16 protein-coding genes are annotated in these 13,947 nt (G+C 71.1%); 4 read left to right on the top strand and 12 right to left on the bottom strand.

The window, feature by feature from the left end:
• The first annotated feature begins 42 nt into the window (after nt 1-42).
• Nucleotides 43-423, top strand: coding sequence for a winged helix-turn-helix transcriptional regulator (locus AOK03_RS08075; protein WP_055564480.1), 381 nt, complete (start codon nt 43-45; stop codon nt 421-423).
• Here AOK03_RS08075 and mutM read toward each other — a convergent pair.
• From mutM to AOK03_RS08030, 9 genes are all read right to left on the bottom strand, one after another.
• Nucleotides 396-1,256, bottom strand: a complete 861-nt coding sequence (mutM, locus tag AOK03_RS08070; protein WP_055564479.1) for a bifunctional DNA-formamidopyrimidine glycosylase/DNA-(apurinic or apyrimidinic site) lyase — start codon at nt 1,254-1,256, stop codon at nt 396-398. The two genes, AOK03_RS08075 and mutM, sit on opposite strands and share 28 nt — an antisense overlap.
• A gap of 82 nt (nt 1,257-1,338) precedes the next feature.
• Complete coding sequence (gene rnc / locus AOK03_RS08065) at nt 1,339-2,157, bottom strand: ribonuclease III (RefSeq protein ID WP_055564478.1); 819 nt, start codon at nt 2,155-2,157, stop codon at nt 1,339-1,341.
• Nucleotides 2,158-2,164: 7 nt separating this feature from the next.
• A complete protein-coding gene (gene rpmF / locus AOK03_RS08060; RefSeq protein WP_026165248.1) occupies nt 2,165-2,338 on the bottom strand; it encodes a 50S ribosomal protein L32 in 174 nt (57 codons plus the stop codon).
• Between the two features lie 2 nt (nt 2,339-2,340).
• Nucleotides 2,341-3,000: a YceD family protein gene (locus tag AOK03_RS08055; RefSeq protein WP_208609515.1), complete on the bottom strand. Its 660-nt coding sequence runs from the start codon at nt 2,998-3,000 to the stop codon at nt 2,341-2,343.
• A 162-nt stretch (nt 3,001-3,162) separates the two neighbouring features.
• Nucleotides 3,163-4,221 (bottom strand): hypothetical protein, encoded by a 1,059-nt coding sequence (locus AOK03_RS08050; RefSeq protein WP_055564476.1) that lies wholly within the window; start codon nt 4,219-4,221, stop codon nt 3,163-3,165.
• A gap of 111 nt (nt 4,222-4,332) precedes the next feature.
• Nucleotides 4,333-4,812, bottom strand: a complete 480-nt coding sequence (gene coaD, locus AOK03_RS08045; protein ID WP_190329651.1) for a pantetheine-phosphate adenylyltransferase — start codon at nt 4,810-4,812, stop codon at nt 4,333-4,335.
• 26 nt (nt 4,813-4,838) lie between these two features.
• Nucleotides 4,839-5,432 carry a 16S rRNA (guanine(966)-N(2))-methyltransferase RsmD gene (gene rsmD, locus AOK03_RS08040; protein WP_055564474.1) on the bottom strand — a complete coding sequence of 198 codons (594 nt, stop codon included), beginning with the start codon at nt 5,430-5,432 and terminating at the stop codon, nt 4,839-4,841.
• Between the two features lie 70 nt (nt 5,433-5,502).
• A complete protein-coding gene (gene recG / locus AOK03_RS08035; protein ID WP_055564473.1) occupies nt 5,503-7,722 on the bottom strand; it encodes an ATP-dependent DNA helicase RecG in 2,220 nt (739 codons plus the stop codon).
• 81 nt (nt 7,723-7,803) lie between these two features.
• Nucleotides 7,804-9,477, bottom strand: a complete 1,674-nt coding sequence (locus AOK03_RS08030; protein ID WP_063792444.1) for a DAK2 domain-containing protein — start codon at nt 9,475-9,477, stop codon at nt 7,804-7,806.
• 239 nt (nt 9,478-9,716) lie between these two features.
• On the opposite strand from AOK03_RS08030, the gene rpmB reads away from it, so the two are divergent.
• Complete coding sequence (gene rpmB / locus AOK03_RS08025) at nt 9,717-9,902, top strand: 50S ribosomal protein L28 (RefSeq protein ID WP_016642993.1); 186 nt, start codon at nt 9,717-9,719, stop codon at nt 9,900-9,902.
• Between the two features lie 110 nt (nt 9,903-10,012).
• Here the strand turns inward: rpmB and thiD are convergent, their stop codons facing one another.
• Together thiD and AOK03_RS08015 are read right to left on the bottom strand one after the other, a co-directional pair.
• Nucleotides 10,013-10,807: a bifunctional hydroxymethylpyrimidine kinase/phosphomethylpyrimidine kinase gene (thiD, locus tag AOK03_RS08020; protein ID WP_055564471.1), complete on the bottom strand. Its 795-nt coding sequence runs from the start codon at nt 10,805-10,807 to the stop codon at nt 10,013-10,015.
• On the bottom strand, nt 10,804-11,772 hold the full coding sequence (locus tag AOK03_RS08015) for a thiamine-phosphate kinase (protein ID WP_055564470.1): 969 nt from the start codon (nt 11,770-11,772) through the stop codon (nt 10,804-10,806). The genes thiD and AOK03_RS08015 overlap by 4 nt, the downstream gene beginning before the upstream one ends.
• Before the next feature lie 211 nt (nt 11,773-11,983).
• Between AOK03_RS08015 and AOK03_RS08010 the strand changes: the two genes are divergently transcribed.
• Together AOK03_RS08010 and AOK03_RS08005 are read left to right on the top strand one after the other, a co-directional pair.
• A complete protein-coding gene (locus AOK03_RS08010; protein ID WP_016642988.1) occupies nt 11,984-12,217 on the top strand; it encodes an Lrp/AsnC family transcriptional regulator in 234 nt (77 codons plus the stop codon).
• Between the two features lie 20 nt (nt 12,218-12,237).
• Nucleotides 12,238-12,741: a DUF3515 domain-containing protein gene (locus tag AOK03_RS08005; RefSeq protein ID WP_055564469.1), complete on the top strand. Its 504-nt coding sequence runs from the start codon at nt 12,238-12,240 to the stop codon at nt 12,739-12,741.
• A 24-nt stretch (nt 12,742-12,765) separates the two neighbouring features.
• Here the strand turns inward: AOK03_RS08005 and AOK03_RS08000 are convergent, their stop codons facing one another.
• On the bottom strand, nt 12,766-13,923 hold the full coding sequence (locus AOK03_RS08000) for a D-alanine--D-alanine ligase family protein (RefSeq protein ID WP_055564468.1): 1,158 nt from the start codon (nt 13,921-13,923) through the stop codon (nt 12,766-12,768).
• Nucleotides 13,924-13,947: the final 24 nt, after the last annotated feature.

Genomic DNA, 13,947 nt, shown 5'->3' with positions numbered 1-13,947 from the left:
CGCTAACCATTCGAAAGCGCTGTGCGGGAGTAAGGTGTGGATATGGAACCCACGGACCTGGCGTACGACGTGTTCTCCCGGGGCTGCCCGTCGCGGGGCACGCTGGAGCACATCACCGGACGCTGGGGGGCGCTCACTCTGGGAGCGCTGCACGACGGCACGTTCCGCTTCAACGAACTGCGCCGCCGCGTCGACGGCGTGAGCGAGAAGATGCTGTCCCAGACCCTGCACGCGCTGGAGCGCGACGGCCTGGTGCACCGTGACGCACAGCCGACCAACCCGCCGCGAGTGGACTACGCGCTCACCCCGCTGGGGCAGGAGGTCGCCGAGCGCCTGCTGGCCCTGATCCGTTTCGTGGAGGACCGGCAGGACGACGTGGTGCGGGCCCAGGAGCGCTATGACGCGGCGCGCGGCGGCCGCTGACAGCGCGGGCAGAAGTAGCTGGACCTGTTCATCCAGGGGCGCCTGCGGATCGCGGCGCCGCAGCGGCGGCACGGCTCGTTCTCCCGGCCGTAGGCGTCCAACGACCGGTCGAAGTAGCCCGATTCGCCGTTCACGTTGACGTAGAGACTGTCGAAGCTGGTGCCTCCGACCGCGAGGGCCGCGTTCATCACGTCCCGTACATGGCCGAGGAGTTCGGCCGTGCGCGGGCGCGTGAACGTGCCGGTGGGCCGTTCGTAGTGCAGCTTCGCGCGCCACAGCGCCTCGTCCGCGTAGATGTTGCCGACGCCGCTGATCAGCGACTGGTCGAGCAGCGCCCGCTTGATCGTCGTACGGCGGCGGCGCAGCGCGAGGTGGAAGGCGTCGTCGTCGAACGCGGTGTCGAGGGGGTCCCGCGCGATGTGCGCGATGACGTCCGGCAGCCCGTCCGGGGTGTTGTCGTGGAGCGAGAGCCCGCCGAAGGTGCGCTGGTCGACGAAGCGGAGCTCGGTGCCCTGCACGTCCGCGAAGCGCATCCGGATCCGCAGGTGCTTCTCGTCCGGTGCCTCCTGGGGCTGCACCAGCAGCTGCCCGCTCATGCCCAGATGGGCCAGGACGGACTGTGCCGAGTCGGCGAGCGGCAGCCACAGATACTTGCCGCGCCGCTGCACGAGACCGATCCGGTGCCCGGTCAGCCGGCTCCCGAAGTCCGCACCGCCCGCCACGTGCCGTCGCACCGCACGCGGATGCAGCACCTCCACGTCGGCGACGACGCGCCCACTGACCCAGCGCTCCAGTCCGCGCCGGACGACTTCGACTTCGGGCAACTCGGGCATGGGTCTCCTTCGGCACGGTGCCGGTCAGCACGATGCCGGTCGCCCCCAGTGGGGGCGACCGGCATCAAAGGATAGGCGGCGGTCAGACCGAGGGGGTGTCGGCGGTCCCCTCGGACTGCGCGGCAGCGGCGGCCTCGGCCGCCTTGATCCGCTCGTCCGCGGCGGCGCGGATGGCACGCCACGCGGACTCGGCGGCCTGCTGCTCCGCTTCCTTCTTGCTGCGGCCGGTGCCGGTGCCGTACGAGACGCCTCCGACGCGGGCGGCAGCAGTGAATGTCTTCTCGTGGTCGGGGCCGCTCTCCGTGACGAGATACTCGGGCACGCCGAGGCTCTCCGTCGCGGTGAGCTCCTGGAGACTGGTCTTCCAGTCCAGGCCCGCTCCCAGATTCGAGGACTTCTCGATCAGCGGGTCGAAGAGCCGGTGCACCAGCTCGCCCGCGGCGTCCAGGCCCTGGTCCAGATAGACCGCGCCGATCACCGCTTCGAGGGTGTCGGCGAGGATGGATGCCTTGTCCCGGCCTCCCGTGCCCTCTTCACCCCGGCCGAGCCGGATGAAGGAGCCCAGTTCGAGGCCACGGCTGACCTCCGCCAGCGCACGCGAATTGACCACCGCGGCCCGCAACTTGGCCAGCTGGCCTTCGGGCAGGTCGGGGTGGGTGCGGTACAGCGTGTCCGTGACGACGAGACCGAGCACGGAGTCCCCGAGGAACTCCAGGCGCTCGTTCGTCGGCAGGCCGCCGTTCTCGTACGCGTACGAACGGTGGGTCAGCGCACGCACCAGAAGGGCGGACTCGAGCTTGTACCCGAGCCGCCCTTCCAGAAGCGTGTGGGACGAGGCCGTTGTCTCCGCCAGTTTCTTGGCGTCTTCCGCCTTCTTGGGGCTAGACACGGTGCCTCTCACCAGCCGCTCAGACCTCGAGGACCTGGCGCTTGTTGTAGGTGCCGCAGCTCGGGCACGCGATGTGCTGCTGCTTGGGCTCCTGGCAACGCTCACACGAAACCAGGGTGGGGACCGCAGCCTTCCACTGCGACCGGCGGTGGCGCGTGTTGCTGCGCGACATCTTCCGCTTCGGAACAGCCACGGCTACTTCTCCTGCTTCTCGTCGACGCCCGCTTCCGCTTCGGCGCCGCTCATCTCGTCCTTCTCGCCGTCCTGGATGGTGCCAGCGAGTCCCTGCAAAGCCGCCCAACGGATGTCGACGGCGTCATGGTGGTGGTCCGGGTCGTCCGCGAGCCGCACTCCGCACTGGGAGCACAGGCCCGGACAGTCGTCCTGGCACACCGGCTGCATCGGCAGTGCGAGCACCACCGCATCACGCAGCACGGGCTCGAGGTCGAACATGCCGTCCTCGAGGTAGAGCCTGTCCTCGTCCTCTGGGGATTCCCCGGCGTCGTCGGCCGGTTCCGCGGTGCGGCCCCGGTCGTCGGCGTCAGGGTACGAGAACATCTCCTGGAAGTCCGCGTCGAGCTCCAGCTCGAGCGGCTCCAGACACCTTACGCACTCCCCCTCGGCCGATGCACGGGCGGTGCCTGTGACAAGCACCCCTTCCATGACCGACTCGAGTCGGATCTCCAGCTCGACCGGGGCGCCCTGCGGCACCCCGATGACCCCTTCGATACCGAAGGAGCCCGGCGAACCGGGCGCTTCGATCTCGCGGGTCAGCCGCTGCATGGCACCAGGACGCCGCCCCAGCTCGTGTGTGTCGAACACGAGGGGGTTCCGGTGGTCGAGGCGCGTGCTCAGGGCTTTTCCTGCTTTCGATCCTGGGAGTTCAAGGGGGGGGCCACCGCACTGGTGCCTCAAAAATGAGGCTCGGGCGGGCAGCCTGGATCGCGGACGTATGCGCGACCGAAGAGCCAGGATACTTGACCTTTCGCTCTCGGCCCAATCCGGTCCTCGGGCCCGCTAGCGCCCCTGTTCGTACTGGCGCAGCTGTTCGGCGCTGATCATGGTCGTGTCGAAGAGGCTGGTCTCTTCGAGCGTCGCGGCCGGCGCCTCGTACCGGGGCTGCTGGGGCTGCTCGTAGCCCTGCTGCGGATAGCCGTACTGATCGTGCTGCTGGTGCTGCTGGTACGCGTACGGGTCCTGCTGGGCGTACTGCTGCTGGTACGCGTACTGGTCCTGCTGCTGGTACCCGTCGTGCTGCGGGTATCCGTACGGGTCGGGCTGCTGCGGCGGCGCGTAGGGCTGCTGGGCCGGGATCGGCGGGGCCTGGGCGGGCTGCGGCGGTGCGGGCTCCGCGGCGGCCGACGGTCCCGCGAGGTCCGCCAGATACTCGGCGTCGGTGGTGTGCCCCTGGGCTGCGGCGCCTTCGCCCAGGGCGCCGAGCTCGTCGGCGGGGGCCCGGCCGTGCAGGGTCTGGCGGCCCCGGCCGACGGCCTCCAGGGTCTTGGCGAGGACCGCCTCGAAAGCGCCGAGCTTCGCGTCGACGTACGCGTCGGCGTTGCGGCGCAGCGTCTCGGGGTCGTGGCTGCGCTCGGGGGCGTCCTCGTCCTCGTAGCCCTGCTCGTCGAGGCCGGGGCCGGTGCCGAGGAGCTTCTCGCGGCCGCGGCCGACCGAGCCGAGGGTCTTGGTGAGGACGACCTCGAAGTTGGCGAGCTTGCTGTCCACGTAGTCGTCGGCCTCGATACGGACCTCTTCGGCGCTCTGGCGGGCCTCGGCGAGGATCCGGTCGGCCTCGCCCCGGGAGTTCCGGGCGACCTCGGTGTCGGAGATCAGGGAGCCGCGCTCGGCGTGCGCGGTCTCGATGATCCGCTCCGCCTCCTGGCGGGCCTGCTCGACCAGCTGCTCGCGGCCGCCGATGAGCTCCTGGGCCTGGGCGAGGGAGCCGGGCAGCGCCTGGCGCACCTCTTCGAGCATCGAGAGCAGATCGGCGCGGTTGACCACGCACGAGGCCGACATGGGCATGGACCGGGCGCTGCCGATCGCCTGGACGATCTCGTCGATCTTCTTCTGCACGTCCACCGTGTGCTCGCCACTCTCTACAGCTGGTTGTGAGACGGACGGGACGACTGTAAGGCCAGTGACCGCCCGCCCGACACCGGGTGACGCCCTGTCAGTACTCCTGCTCGGGCGTCACTTCTTGCCCAGGCGTTCGACCAGGGCCTCGTGGACGAGCGGCGGCAGCAGGTGCGCGACGTCGCCGCCCCAGGCCGCGACCTCCTTGACCAGCGAGGAGGAGAGGAAGCTGTAGGTGGGGTTGGTCGGCACGAACAGGGTCTCGACGCCGGAGAGGCCGTTGTTCATCTGGGCCATCTGGAGTTCGTAGTCGAAGTCGCTGACCGCGCGCAGGCCCTTGACGATGGCCGGGATGTCGCGCTGCTTGCAGAAGTCGACGAGGAGGCCGTGGAAGGACTCCACCTCGACGTTGCCGAAGTCGGCGGTGACCTGGCGGATCATCTCGATCCGCTCCTCGATCTCGAACAGGCCCTTCTTCGACTGATTGATCATCACCGCGACGTGCACCACGTCGTACAGCTTGGAGGCGCGGGCGATGATGTCGAGGTGTCCATTGGTGATGGGGTCGAATGACCCCGGACAGACGGCGCGGCGCAACGTGAGTCCCTCGCTCTCCGGTCCGGTCATGGCGCGATCACTGAGTCGTCGCACGTAGAGGCGGCGCGACCGTACCAAAACGTCCCTTCGCCGTAGCGACGGGACCTGAGGGATTCGAAACCCTCCGGCCAGCCGAAGACACCGCCTCTTGTACTGCGTTCAACGGTGACGAGCGCGTCGTCGGTGAGCCAGCCTTCCGAGCGGAGTGTGAGGAGGATCTCCCGAAGATCGTCATCGGTGACGGCGTACGGAGGGTCGAGGAAGACCAGGTCGTACGGGCTGGTGGGGGCGCCGCCCTGGACGATCTGGGCGGCTTTGCCCGCCCGCACGTCTGCGCCGGGCAGACCCACCGCCTTCACGTTCTCCCGGATGGTGCGCGCGGCCCGCGCGTCGGCTTCGACCAACAGGGTGTGTGCGGCGCCGCGGGACAGCGCTTCCAGGCCGACGGCTCCGGAGCCCGCGTACAGGTCCAGGACACGGGCTCCGTCGAGCGTGCCCTGGAGGGCCTGCCAGGTGGAGAAGAGGCCCTCGCGCGCGCGGTCGGACGTGGGGCGGGTGCCGTTGCCCGGCGGGACGGCCAGGCGGCGTCCGCCGGCCGTGCCGGCGATCACGCGGGTCATCTGATTCCTTCTGGCTGGCTGGGGTGTGCCACGTTCGTGGGCCCACCCCACGATATGGCGTGCATCGCGGTCAGCCCTTGTCGAGGTACTGCTCGCGCTCCGCGTCGAGCAGCGCGTCCAGTGCGGTGCGCAGCGCGGGCAGCCGCTCCAGCTCGGGGTCGTCGGAGACCACGGTGACCGCCTCCTCGCGGGCGGCGGCGATGATCTCCTCGTCCTCGATGACCGCGAGCATCCGCAGGCTGGAGCGGACGCCGGACTGGGCCTGGCCGAGGACGTCGCCCTCGCGGCGCTGCTCCAGGTCGATGCGGGACAGCTCGAAGCCGTCGAGCGTCGAGGCGACGGCGCCCAGGCGGCCGCGGGCGGGGCTCGCCTCGGGCATGTCGGTGACCAGGAGGCAGAGGCCGGGGGCCGAGCCACGGCCGACGCGGCCGCGGAGCTGGTGCAGCTGGGAGACGCCGAAGCGGTCCGCGTCCATGATCACCATGGCGGTGGCGTTCGGCACGTTCACCCCGACCTCGATGACCGTCGTGGCGACCAGGACCTGGGTCTCGCCCGCGGCGAAGCGGCGCATCACGGCGTCCTTGTCGTCGGGCTGCATGCGTCCGTGCAGGACCTCGACCGTCAGGCCGCTCAGCGGGCCGCGGGCGAGCTGCTCGGCGACCTCGACGACCGCGAGCGGGGGCCGCTTCTCGGCGGTGGCCTCCTCCTCGGCCTTCTTCTCGGCCTTCTTGGCCTTCTTCGGGTCGGCGGCCTCGTCGGCGTCGTCGCCGATGCGGGGGCAGACCACGTACGCCTGGTGGCCGTTCTCGACCTCCTCGCGCACGCGCTCCCACGCGCGGGCCAGGAAGTGCGGCTTGTCCTCGGCCGGGACGACGTGGCTGGCGATCGGCGAGCGCCCGGCGGGGAGCTGGTCGAGGACGGATGTCTCCAGGTCCCCGAAGACGGTCATCGCCACGGTGCGCGGGATGGGTGTGGCCGTCATGACCAGCAAGTGCGGGGGCTGCTTGCCCTTGCCGCGCAGGGCGTCGCGCTGCTCCACGCCGAAGCGGTGCTGCTCGTCGACGACGACGAGGCCCAGGTCGTGGAACTGGACCTTGTCCTCGATCAGCGCATGGGTGCCGATGACGATCCCGGCCTCGCCGGTGACCAGGTCCAGCAGGGCCTGGCGACGGGCGGCCGCCCCCATGGAGCCGGTGAGCAGGGTGACCTTGGTGGCGTGCTCGGCGCCGCCCAGCATGCCGCCCTCGGCGAGCTCGCCCATCATCTCCACGATGGAGCGGTGGTGCTGCTGTGCGAGGACTTCGGTGGGCGCGAGCATCGCGGCCTGTCCGCCCGCGTCCACGACGGCGAGCATGGCGCGCAGGGCGACCATCGTCTTGCCCGAACCGACCTCTCCCTGGAGGAGGCGGTGCATCGGGTGCTCGGTCGCGAGGTCGTCGAAGATCTCCTTGGAGACCTTCTCCTGGCCCTCGGTGAGCGTGAAGGGCAGCTTGGCGTCGAACGCGTCGAGCAGGCCGCCGGACCTGGGCCTGCGGGCCACGGCGGGGAGCTGCGCGTCCGCGTACCGCCGCCGGGCCAGGGCCACTTGGAGGACGAAGGCCTCATCCCACTTGAGGCGGTCGCGGGCGGCCTCGATGTCCGCCTTGGAGTGCGGCCGGTGGATCTTCAGGAGGGCTTCGGTGAGCGGGATCAGGCCGCGCCCGTCGCGGAGGGCGGGCGGCAGCGGGTCCTGGGCCTCCTGGGCGCTGGGCAGGACCATGTCGACCGACTTGGCGATCTTCCAGGACTCCAGCTTGGCGGTGGCCGGATAGATGGGCAGCTGGGCGCCGGCCCAGGAACCGACGGCCTCGCCCACCTCGTCGCCCTCGGCGCGCAGCAGTTCGTACGCCGGGTGGGCCAGCTGCATCTTGCGGTTGAAGACCGACACCTTGCCCGCGAACATCGCGCGGGTGCCGGGCAGCAGGTCCTTGTGCGGCTTGTGGATGCCGCGGCCGAAGAAGACGAGCTGGACCTGGCCGCTGCCGTCGGTGATCGTGACTTCCAGGCGCTGGCCACGGCCGCCGTTGAACTTCAGGATGCGTGCGCTCGCGACCTGGGCCACCACCGTGACGTGCTCGTCCAGGGGGAGGTCGGCGAGGCGGGTGAGCTCACCGCGCTCGGCATAGCGCCGGGGGTAGTGGTGCAGGAGGTCGCCGACCGTGTGCAGGTCGAGGTGCTCGGCCATCACCTTCGCGGTGGCGGGGCCGACCACTTTCTTCAGGGGTTCTTCGAGCGCAGGCACGAGATCCATTGCACACCACGCCACTGACAATCCGTCGCACGTCCCCCGAATCCGCGGACCGCACCCCGGCCCCGCCGGTCCCGGCGGCGGCTACTCCACGCCGATCAGCAGCAGCGCCGACTGGCGGCCGCCGCGGTAGACCACGGTGTCGACGGCCAGGTACGCCTCGCGCACGTGCTTCTCCAGGTGCTCCGCGACGGTGTCGGGCACGGATTCGCCGAGCACGAGCGTGACCATCTCGCCGCCCGCCGACAGCATGCGGTCGAGGACCGAGACGGCGGTGCGGGCCACCTCCGAGCCGATCACGGCGACATCGCCGTCGATCAGGCCGAGCATGTCGCCCGCCTGGCAGATGCCCGCCATGGTCCAGGACTGCCGCTCGGCGACGGCCAGTTCGCCGTACCGGGTCGCGCCGGCCGCCGAGGTCATCGCGACGACGTCCTCGTCGAAGCGGCGGTCCGGCTCGTGCACGGCGAGCGCCGCGATGCCCTGGACGGCGGAGCGGGTGGGGATCAGGGCGACCCGTACGCCTTCCGTGCGGGCCTGTTCCGCCGCGGCGGCCGCGGTGTGCCGCAGCTCGGCGTCGTTCGGCAGCAGCACCACCTCACGGGCGTGGGCCCGCCGGATCGCGTCGACGAGCTCGCCGCTCGCGGGCGGCTCCCCCACGCGCGCGGGCACGGTGGTCGCCCCGGCCTCGGAGTAGAGCCCGGCGAGGCCCTCGCCGGGCACGACGGCGACGATGGCCCGCTGCGCGCGTTCCCGGGGCGGCTGGACGGTGGTGTGCGCGTCGTCCGCGCCGAAGTGGGTGATCCGGATGCGGTGGGGGCGGCCCGCCTCCACACCGGCCTCGACGGCCGCTCCCGCGTCGTCGACGTGCACGTGGACGTTCCAGAGCCCGTCGCCGCCGACCACGACGAGCGAGTCGCCGAGCCGGTCGAGCCGGGCCCGCAGCCGGGTGACGGCCGCGTCGTCCGCCTCCAGGAGGTAGATCACCTCGAAGGCGGGGCCGCCCTCCTCGCCGGGTGCGTCCTCGCACTCGACGGCCTCCACGCGCGCGTGGGCGTGCCCCGCACCCTTGGCGTGCGCCGCGTGCGCCGCCGCGCTCTTGGAGACCACGGTCTCGCCCGACAGGGCGCCCGTCAGGGCCCCCAGAACCGCCACGAGCCCCCGGCCCCCGGCATCCACCACTCCCGCGCGGCCGAGCACCGCGAGCTGTCCCGGCGTCGCGTCCAGCGCCGCGCAGGCACCTTCGTACGCCGCCCTGGCCACTGCCCCGCAGTCGCCGCCGGTGCCGGTGGCCGCGTCGGCCGCCGCGGTCGCCACCGTCAGGACGGTGCCCTCGACGGGGTGGGCGACCGCTTGGTACGCGGACTCGGCGGCCTGCCGCAGCGCGCGCTCCAGGACCCGGCCGCCGACGTGATCTGCCTCACGGTCCGGCTCCCCCTCGGCGCCGATGACCTGCGCCATCCCCCGCAGCAGCTGCGAAAGGATCGTGCCCGAGTTCCCGCGGGCCCCTATGAGCGCTCCGTGCGCCATCGCGCGCACCGTCTCGGCCAGCGAGGGGAGGGCGGGCTCGTGGCCCGTGAACGCGGCGTCGACCGCCTGGGAGGCGGACTCCACGGTCAGATAGAGGTTCGTCCCGGTGTCCCCGTCGGCGACCGGATAGACGTTGATGGAGTCGATCTCCTCGCGGGCCCTGCCGAGGGCGTCCAGAGCCAGTCGGCACCAGGCGCGCACCGCGACCGCGTCGAGGTTCTGCGGCACCTGTTCGCCTCCTTGACCATCCGGAATGGACGCAGCGTAGACCCCGGGTGAACGGAGGGCCCGGGGCGGGGGCCGGGCCGTCCGTGGTAGTTTCGTTGTACCGAAGCAGTCGTTGTATGCTGCTTCGGTTGCCCGATACGCATCGGGCCATTCCTCCTGGCAACGCCACTTCGATCATTGCACTGATCCCGGCATGCCGGGTTTAACCGTAAGTGCATCTGAAGTCTTTGGAGTGACCCGTGGCTGCCAACTGCGACGTCTGCGGCAAGGGGCCGGGCTTCGGCAACAACATCTCGCACTCGCACCGCCGTACGCCCCGTCGCTGGAACCCGAACATCCAGCGTGTGCGTGCCGTGGTGAGCGGGACGCCGAAGCGCCTCAACGCTTGCACCTCGTGCATCAAGGCCGGCAAGGTCTCGCGCTGACGCCAGCGCGGCCACCTAGCTGGTTGCTGAAAGAGCCGGTTCCCCTTCGGGGGAACCGGCTCTTTCGTATGTCCGTCCGGATTCGTATGTCCGTCCGGGAGTGACCCGGGCTACGCCTGCCGGAACCGCCAGCCGTGATCCACCGGTCCGATCCCGCCGCCGAGCGCGAACCCCTCGGCGATCGCCCCGGTGACGTACTCCTTGGCCGCCATGACGGCCTCCGGCACGCCCTGCCCCTTCGCCAGCTGCGACGCGATCGCGCTGGCAAGGGTGCAGCCCGTGCCGTGGGTGTGGCGGTTGTCGTGCCGAGGAGCGCGCAGGACGTGCTCCTCGGAGCCGTCGGTGAGCAGGTCCACGGCGTCGCCGCGGAGGTGGCCGCCCTTGATGAGCACCCACTGCGGCCCGTACGCGAGGACGGCGGCCGCCGCGCGCCGCAGGCCGTCCTCGGAGTCGACCTCGATGCCGGTGAGTTGCGCGACCTCGTCCAGGTTGGGCGTCGCGACCGTGGCGGCCGGCAGCAGCTTCGTGCGCACCGAGTCCAGCGCGGACGCCGCGAGCAGCGAGTCGCCGTGCTTGGAGACGCCGACCGGATCGACGACCGCGGGCGCGTCCGTGCCCGCGAGCAATTCGGCGACCGTCTCGACCAGTTCGGCGGAGGCGAGCATCCCGGTCTTCACGGCCTGTACGCCGATGTCGTCGACGACGCTGCGGTACTGGGCCCGCACCGCCTCCACCGGCAGCTCCCAGAAGCCCTGCACGCCCAGCGAGTTCTGCGCGGTGACGGCGGTGATGACGCTCATGCCGTGGGTGCCGAGGGCGAGCATCGTCTTCAGGTCGGCCTGGATGCCCGCGCCGCCGCCGGAGTCGGATCCGGCGACGGTCAGGACGCGCGGCGGGGCGGTCACTCGGTGTCCCCGTTGTCCCCGAAGTGGTCCCAGCCCTTGCTGGTCCACGGTGCGCCGTCCACGGTCACCTGGGGCAGTGCGGAGGGGTTGAGGACCTCGCCGATGACCTTCCAGCGGGCGGGCAGCTTCACGTCCGCCGGGAAGGTCGCCACGATGGCGTGGTCCTCGCCGCCGTTGAGCACCCACTGGAGCGGGTCGACGCCGACGGCCTGCCCGATGTCGTTCATCTGCGAGGGCACGTCGACGTCTCCGGAGCGGATGTCGATGCGCACCTTGCTGGACTCGGCGATGTGCCCGAGGTCGGCGATGAGGCCGTCGCTGACGTCCGTCATGGAGGTCGCGCCGAGACCGGCGGCCGCGGGGCCCGCGTGGTACGGCGGTTCGGGCCTGCGGTGGGCCTCCACGAAGGCGCGCGGCGAGCGGAAGCCGCGGGAGAGCACGGCGTGCCCGGCCGCGGACCAGCCCAGCCAGCCCGTCACGGCGACGACGTCGCCGGGCTGGGCGCCCGCGCGCGTGACCGGCTCGTGGTTGCGCAGGTCGCCGAGGGCGGTGATCGCGACGGTGATCGTGTCGCCGCGCACCACGTCGCCGCCCACGACGGCCGCGCCCGCGACCTGGCACTCGTCCCTGAGGCCGTCCATGAGCTCGGTGGGCCAGCTCGCGGGGAGCTCGGCGGGCACGACCAGGCCGAGCAGCAGCGCGGTCGGCACGGCGCCCATGGCCGCGATGTCGGCGAGGTTCTGCGCCGCGGCCTTGCGGCCCACGTCGTACGCGGTGGACCAGTCACGGCGGAAGTGCCGCCCCTCGAGGAGGATGTCGGTGCTCGCCACGACCCTGCGGTCCGGAGCGGACACGACCGCGGCGTCATCGCCGGGGCCGAGCCGTACGGCCGGCGTGGAGGTGAGCCGCGAAGTGAGCTCTCTGATGAGCCCGAACTCCCCCAACTCGCCCACGGATCCCTTCACCGAGTCTCACCATGCCCTTTCAAGCTGCCCGGCCCCCGGTCGCGAGCCGTCTCTGTCGTCGGTACGGTCGACGTGACCGTCAACTTCTGTTGTCCGTCCACCACGATGTGTGCGCCACAGGTCACCCGGGTCTCCCCGCGGCGAGCGACGACGCGGTACCGTGGCGTCCCTTTCTCCCCCACATGATCCTCGTGGCCGCCCTGGAGGTTCCGTGGTACAGGCGTACATCCTGATCCAAACAGAGGTCGGCAAGGCGTCGACCGTCGCCGAGCTGATCGGCAAGATCCCGGGAGTCATCCAGGCCGAGGACGTGACCGGACCCTACGATGTCATCGTCCGCGCGCAGGCCGACACGGTGGACGAACTCGGCCGCATGGTGGTCGCCAAGGTCCAGCAGGTGGACGGCATCACCAGAACTCTGACCTGCCCGGTCGTGCACTTGTAGCCCCCGTCTACCCTGGCCCGGTGAACTTCCCCCACCTCCGGCGCTGCCTCACAGGAACGTCCGCCCTCGCCCTGTTGATCACGACAGCGGCCTGTTCAGCTACGGACGACGAGGCGTCAGTGGTGGTTCCGTCCCCGGACGCGAAGGCCGCGGGCCTCTGCCGGGACCTGCACGAGCAGTTGCCGGAAAAGGTCGACGGGCTGGGGCGCACCGACCCCGGGCCGAAGTCCGAGCTGACCGCGGGGTGGGGAGACCCGGCGATCATACTGCGCTGCGGTGTGCCGCGGCCCCCCAAGATGGTCGACCCCGCCTACGCGCCGAAGAACGGGGTGAAGGTGAACGGCGTGGCCTGGCTCCTGGAGAAGGAGGACGACGGGTCGTACACCTTCACCACCGGCGCGCGTCTCGCGTACGTGGAGGTGACGCTGCCCGAGGAGCGGACGGCGGACGGTCTGGGCCCGCTCACGGACTTCGCCGGCCCCGTCAAGAAGACGATCCCCGTGGGGATCGGCAAGTCCTCCTGACGGGGACAGGTCCGCGGGCAGGCGTCAGCGCAGGCCCGTGGAGCGGGTGAGGGCGGCCTGGATGAGGCGGTCCACCAGCTCGGGGTAGCTGACGCCGCTCTTCTCCCACATCTGCGGGTACATCGAGATGGGCGTGAAGCCCGGCATCGTGTTGATCTCGTTGATCACGAACCGGCCGTCCTCGGTGAGGAAGAAGTCCGCGCGCACCAGGCCCTCGCAGGACGCCGCCTCGAACGCCTCGACGGCGAGCCGCTGGATCTCCGCGGTCTGCTCGGGCGTCAGCGGCGCGGGCACGATGCCGGGTGCCGAGTCGATGTACTTCGCGTCGAAGTCGTAGTAGTCGTGCGACTGCACGGGCGGGATCTCGGCCGGGACGCTCGCGCGCGGGCCGTCCTCGAACTCCAGGACGCCGCACTCGATCTCGCGGCCACGCAGCAGCGCCTCGACGAGGATCTTGGGGTCGTGGTGCTGTGCCTCAGCGATGGCCTCGTCGAGGCCTTCGAAGGAGTCGACCTTCGTGATGCCGATCGAGGAGCCCGCGCGCGCGGGCTTGATGAACAGCGGCCAGCCGTGCTCGCCCGCGAACTCCGCGATGCGGCGGCGGGCGCCCTCCTCGTCCTGCTGCCACTCGCGCGGGCGGATCACCAGGTACGGGCCGACGTTCAGCCCGAAGGAGGAGAACACCCGCTTCATGTAGTCCTTGTCCTGGCCGACGGCCGAGGCGAGGACTCCGGAGCCCACGTAGGGCACTCCGGAGAGCTCCAGCAGGCCCTGGAGGGTGCCGTCCTCTCCGTAGGGACCGTGCAGCATCGGGAAGACGACGTCGACCTCGCCGAGCGCCTTGGGCACGGAGCCGGGCTCGCTGTAGACGACCTCGCGGTTGCCGGGGTCCAGGGGCAGCATGACGCCGCCCTCCACGGAGTCGGCGAGTTCGGACACGCTCGGCATCTTGCGGTCGGCGATGGCCATCCGCTCGGGCTCGTCGGCGGTGAGCGCCCACCGTCCGTCCGTGGTGATGCCGATCGGCAGGACGTCGTACTTGGTGCGGTCGATGGCGCGCAGCACGGCGCCTGCCGTGACGACGGAGATGCCGTGCTCCGAGCTGCGGCCGCCGAACACGACGGCCACACGCGGCTTGCGGGGCGGCTGCTCAGGGCTCTGGGGGAGGTTCTCGCTGCTCATATCGCGTTGAGAGTACCCGTTGGT

Origin of the sequence: Streptomyces atriruber (assembly GCF_001418325.1) — a bacterium.
In the GTDB taxonomy this organism is placed as follows: domain Bacteria; phylum Actinomycetota; class Actinomycetes; order Streptomycetales; family Streptomycetaceae; genus Streptomyces; species Streptomyces atriruber.
This window is presented reverse-complemented; position numbering and strand designations above follow the sequence as displayed.

Excerpts from the sequence above, each read along its gene's own strand:
- AOK03_RS08075 (WP_055564480.1), top strand. The coding sequence starts at position 43 with ATGGAACCCACGGACCTGGCGTACGACGTGTTCTCCCGGGGCTGCCCG.
- mutM (WP_055564479.1), bottom strand. The coding sequence starts at position 1,256 with ATGCCCGAGTTGCCCGAAGTCGAAGTCGTCCGGCGCGGACTGGAGCGC.
- rsmD (WP_055564474.1), bottom strand. The coding sequence starts at position 5,432 with ATGACCCGCGTGATCGCCGGCACGGCCGGCGGACGCCGCCTGGCCGTC.
- recG (WP_055564473.1), bottom strand. The coding sequence starts at position 7,722 with ATGGATCTCGTGCCTGCGCTCGAAGAACCCCTGAAGAAAGTGGTCGGC.
- AOK03_RS08000 (WP_055564468.1), bottom strand. The coding sequence starts at position 13,923 with ATGAGCAGCGAGAACCTCCCCCAGAGCCCTGAGCAGCCGCCCCGCAAG.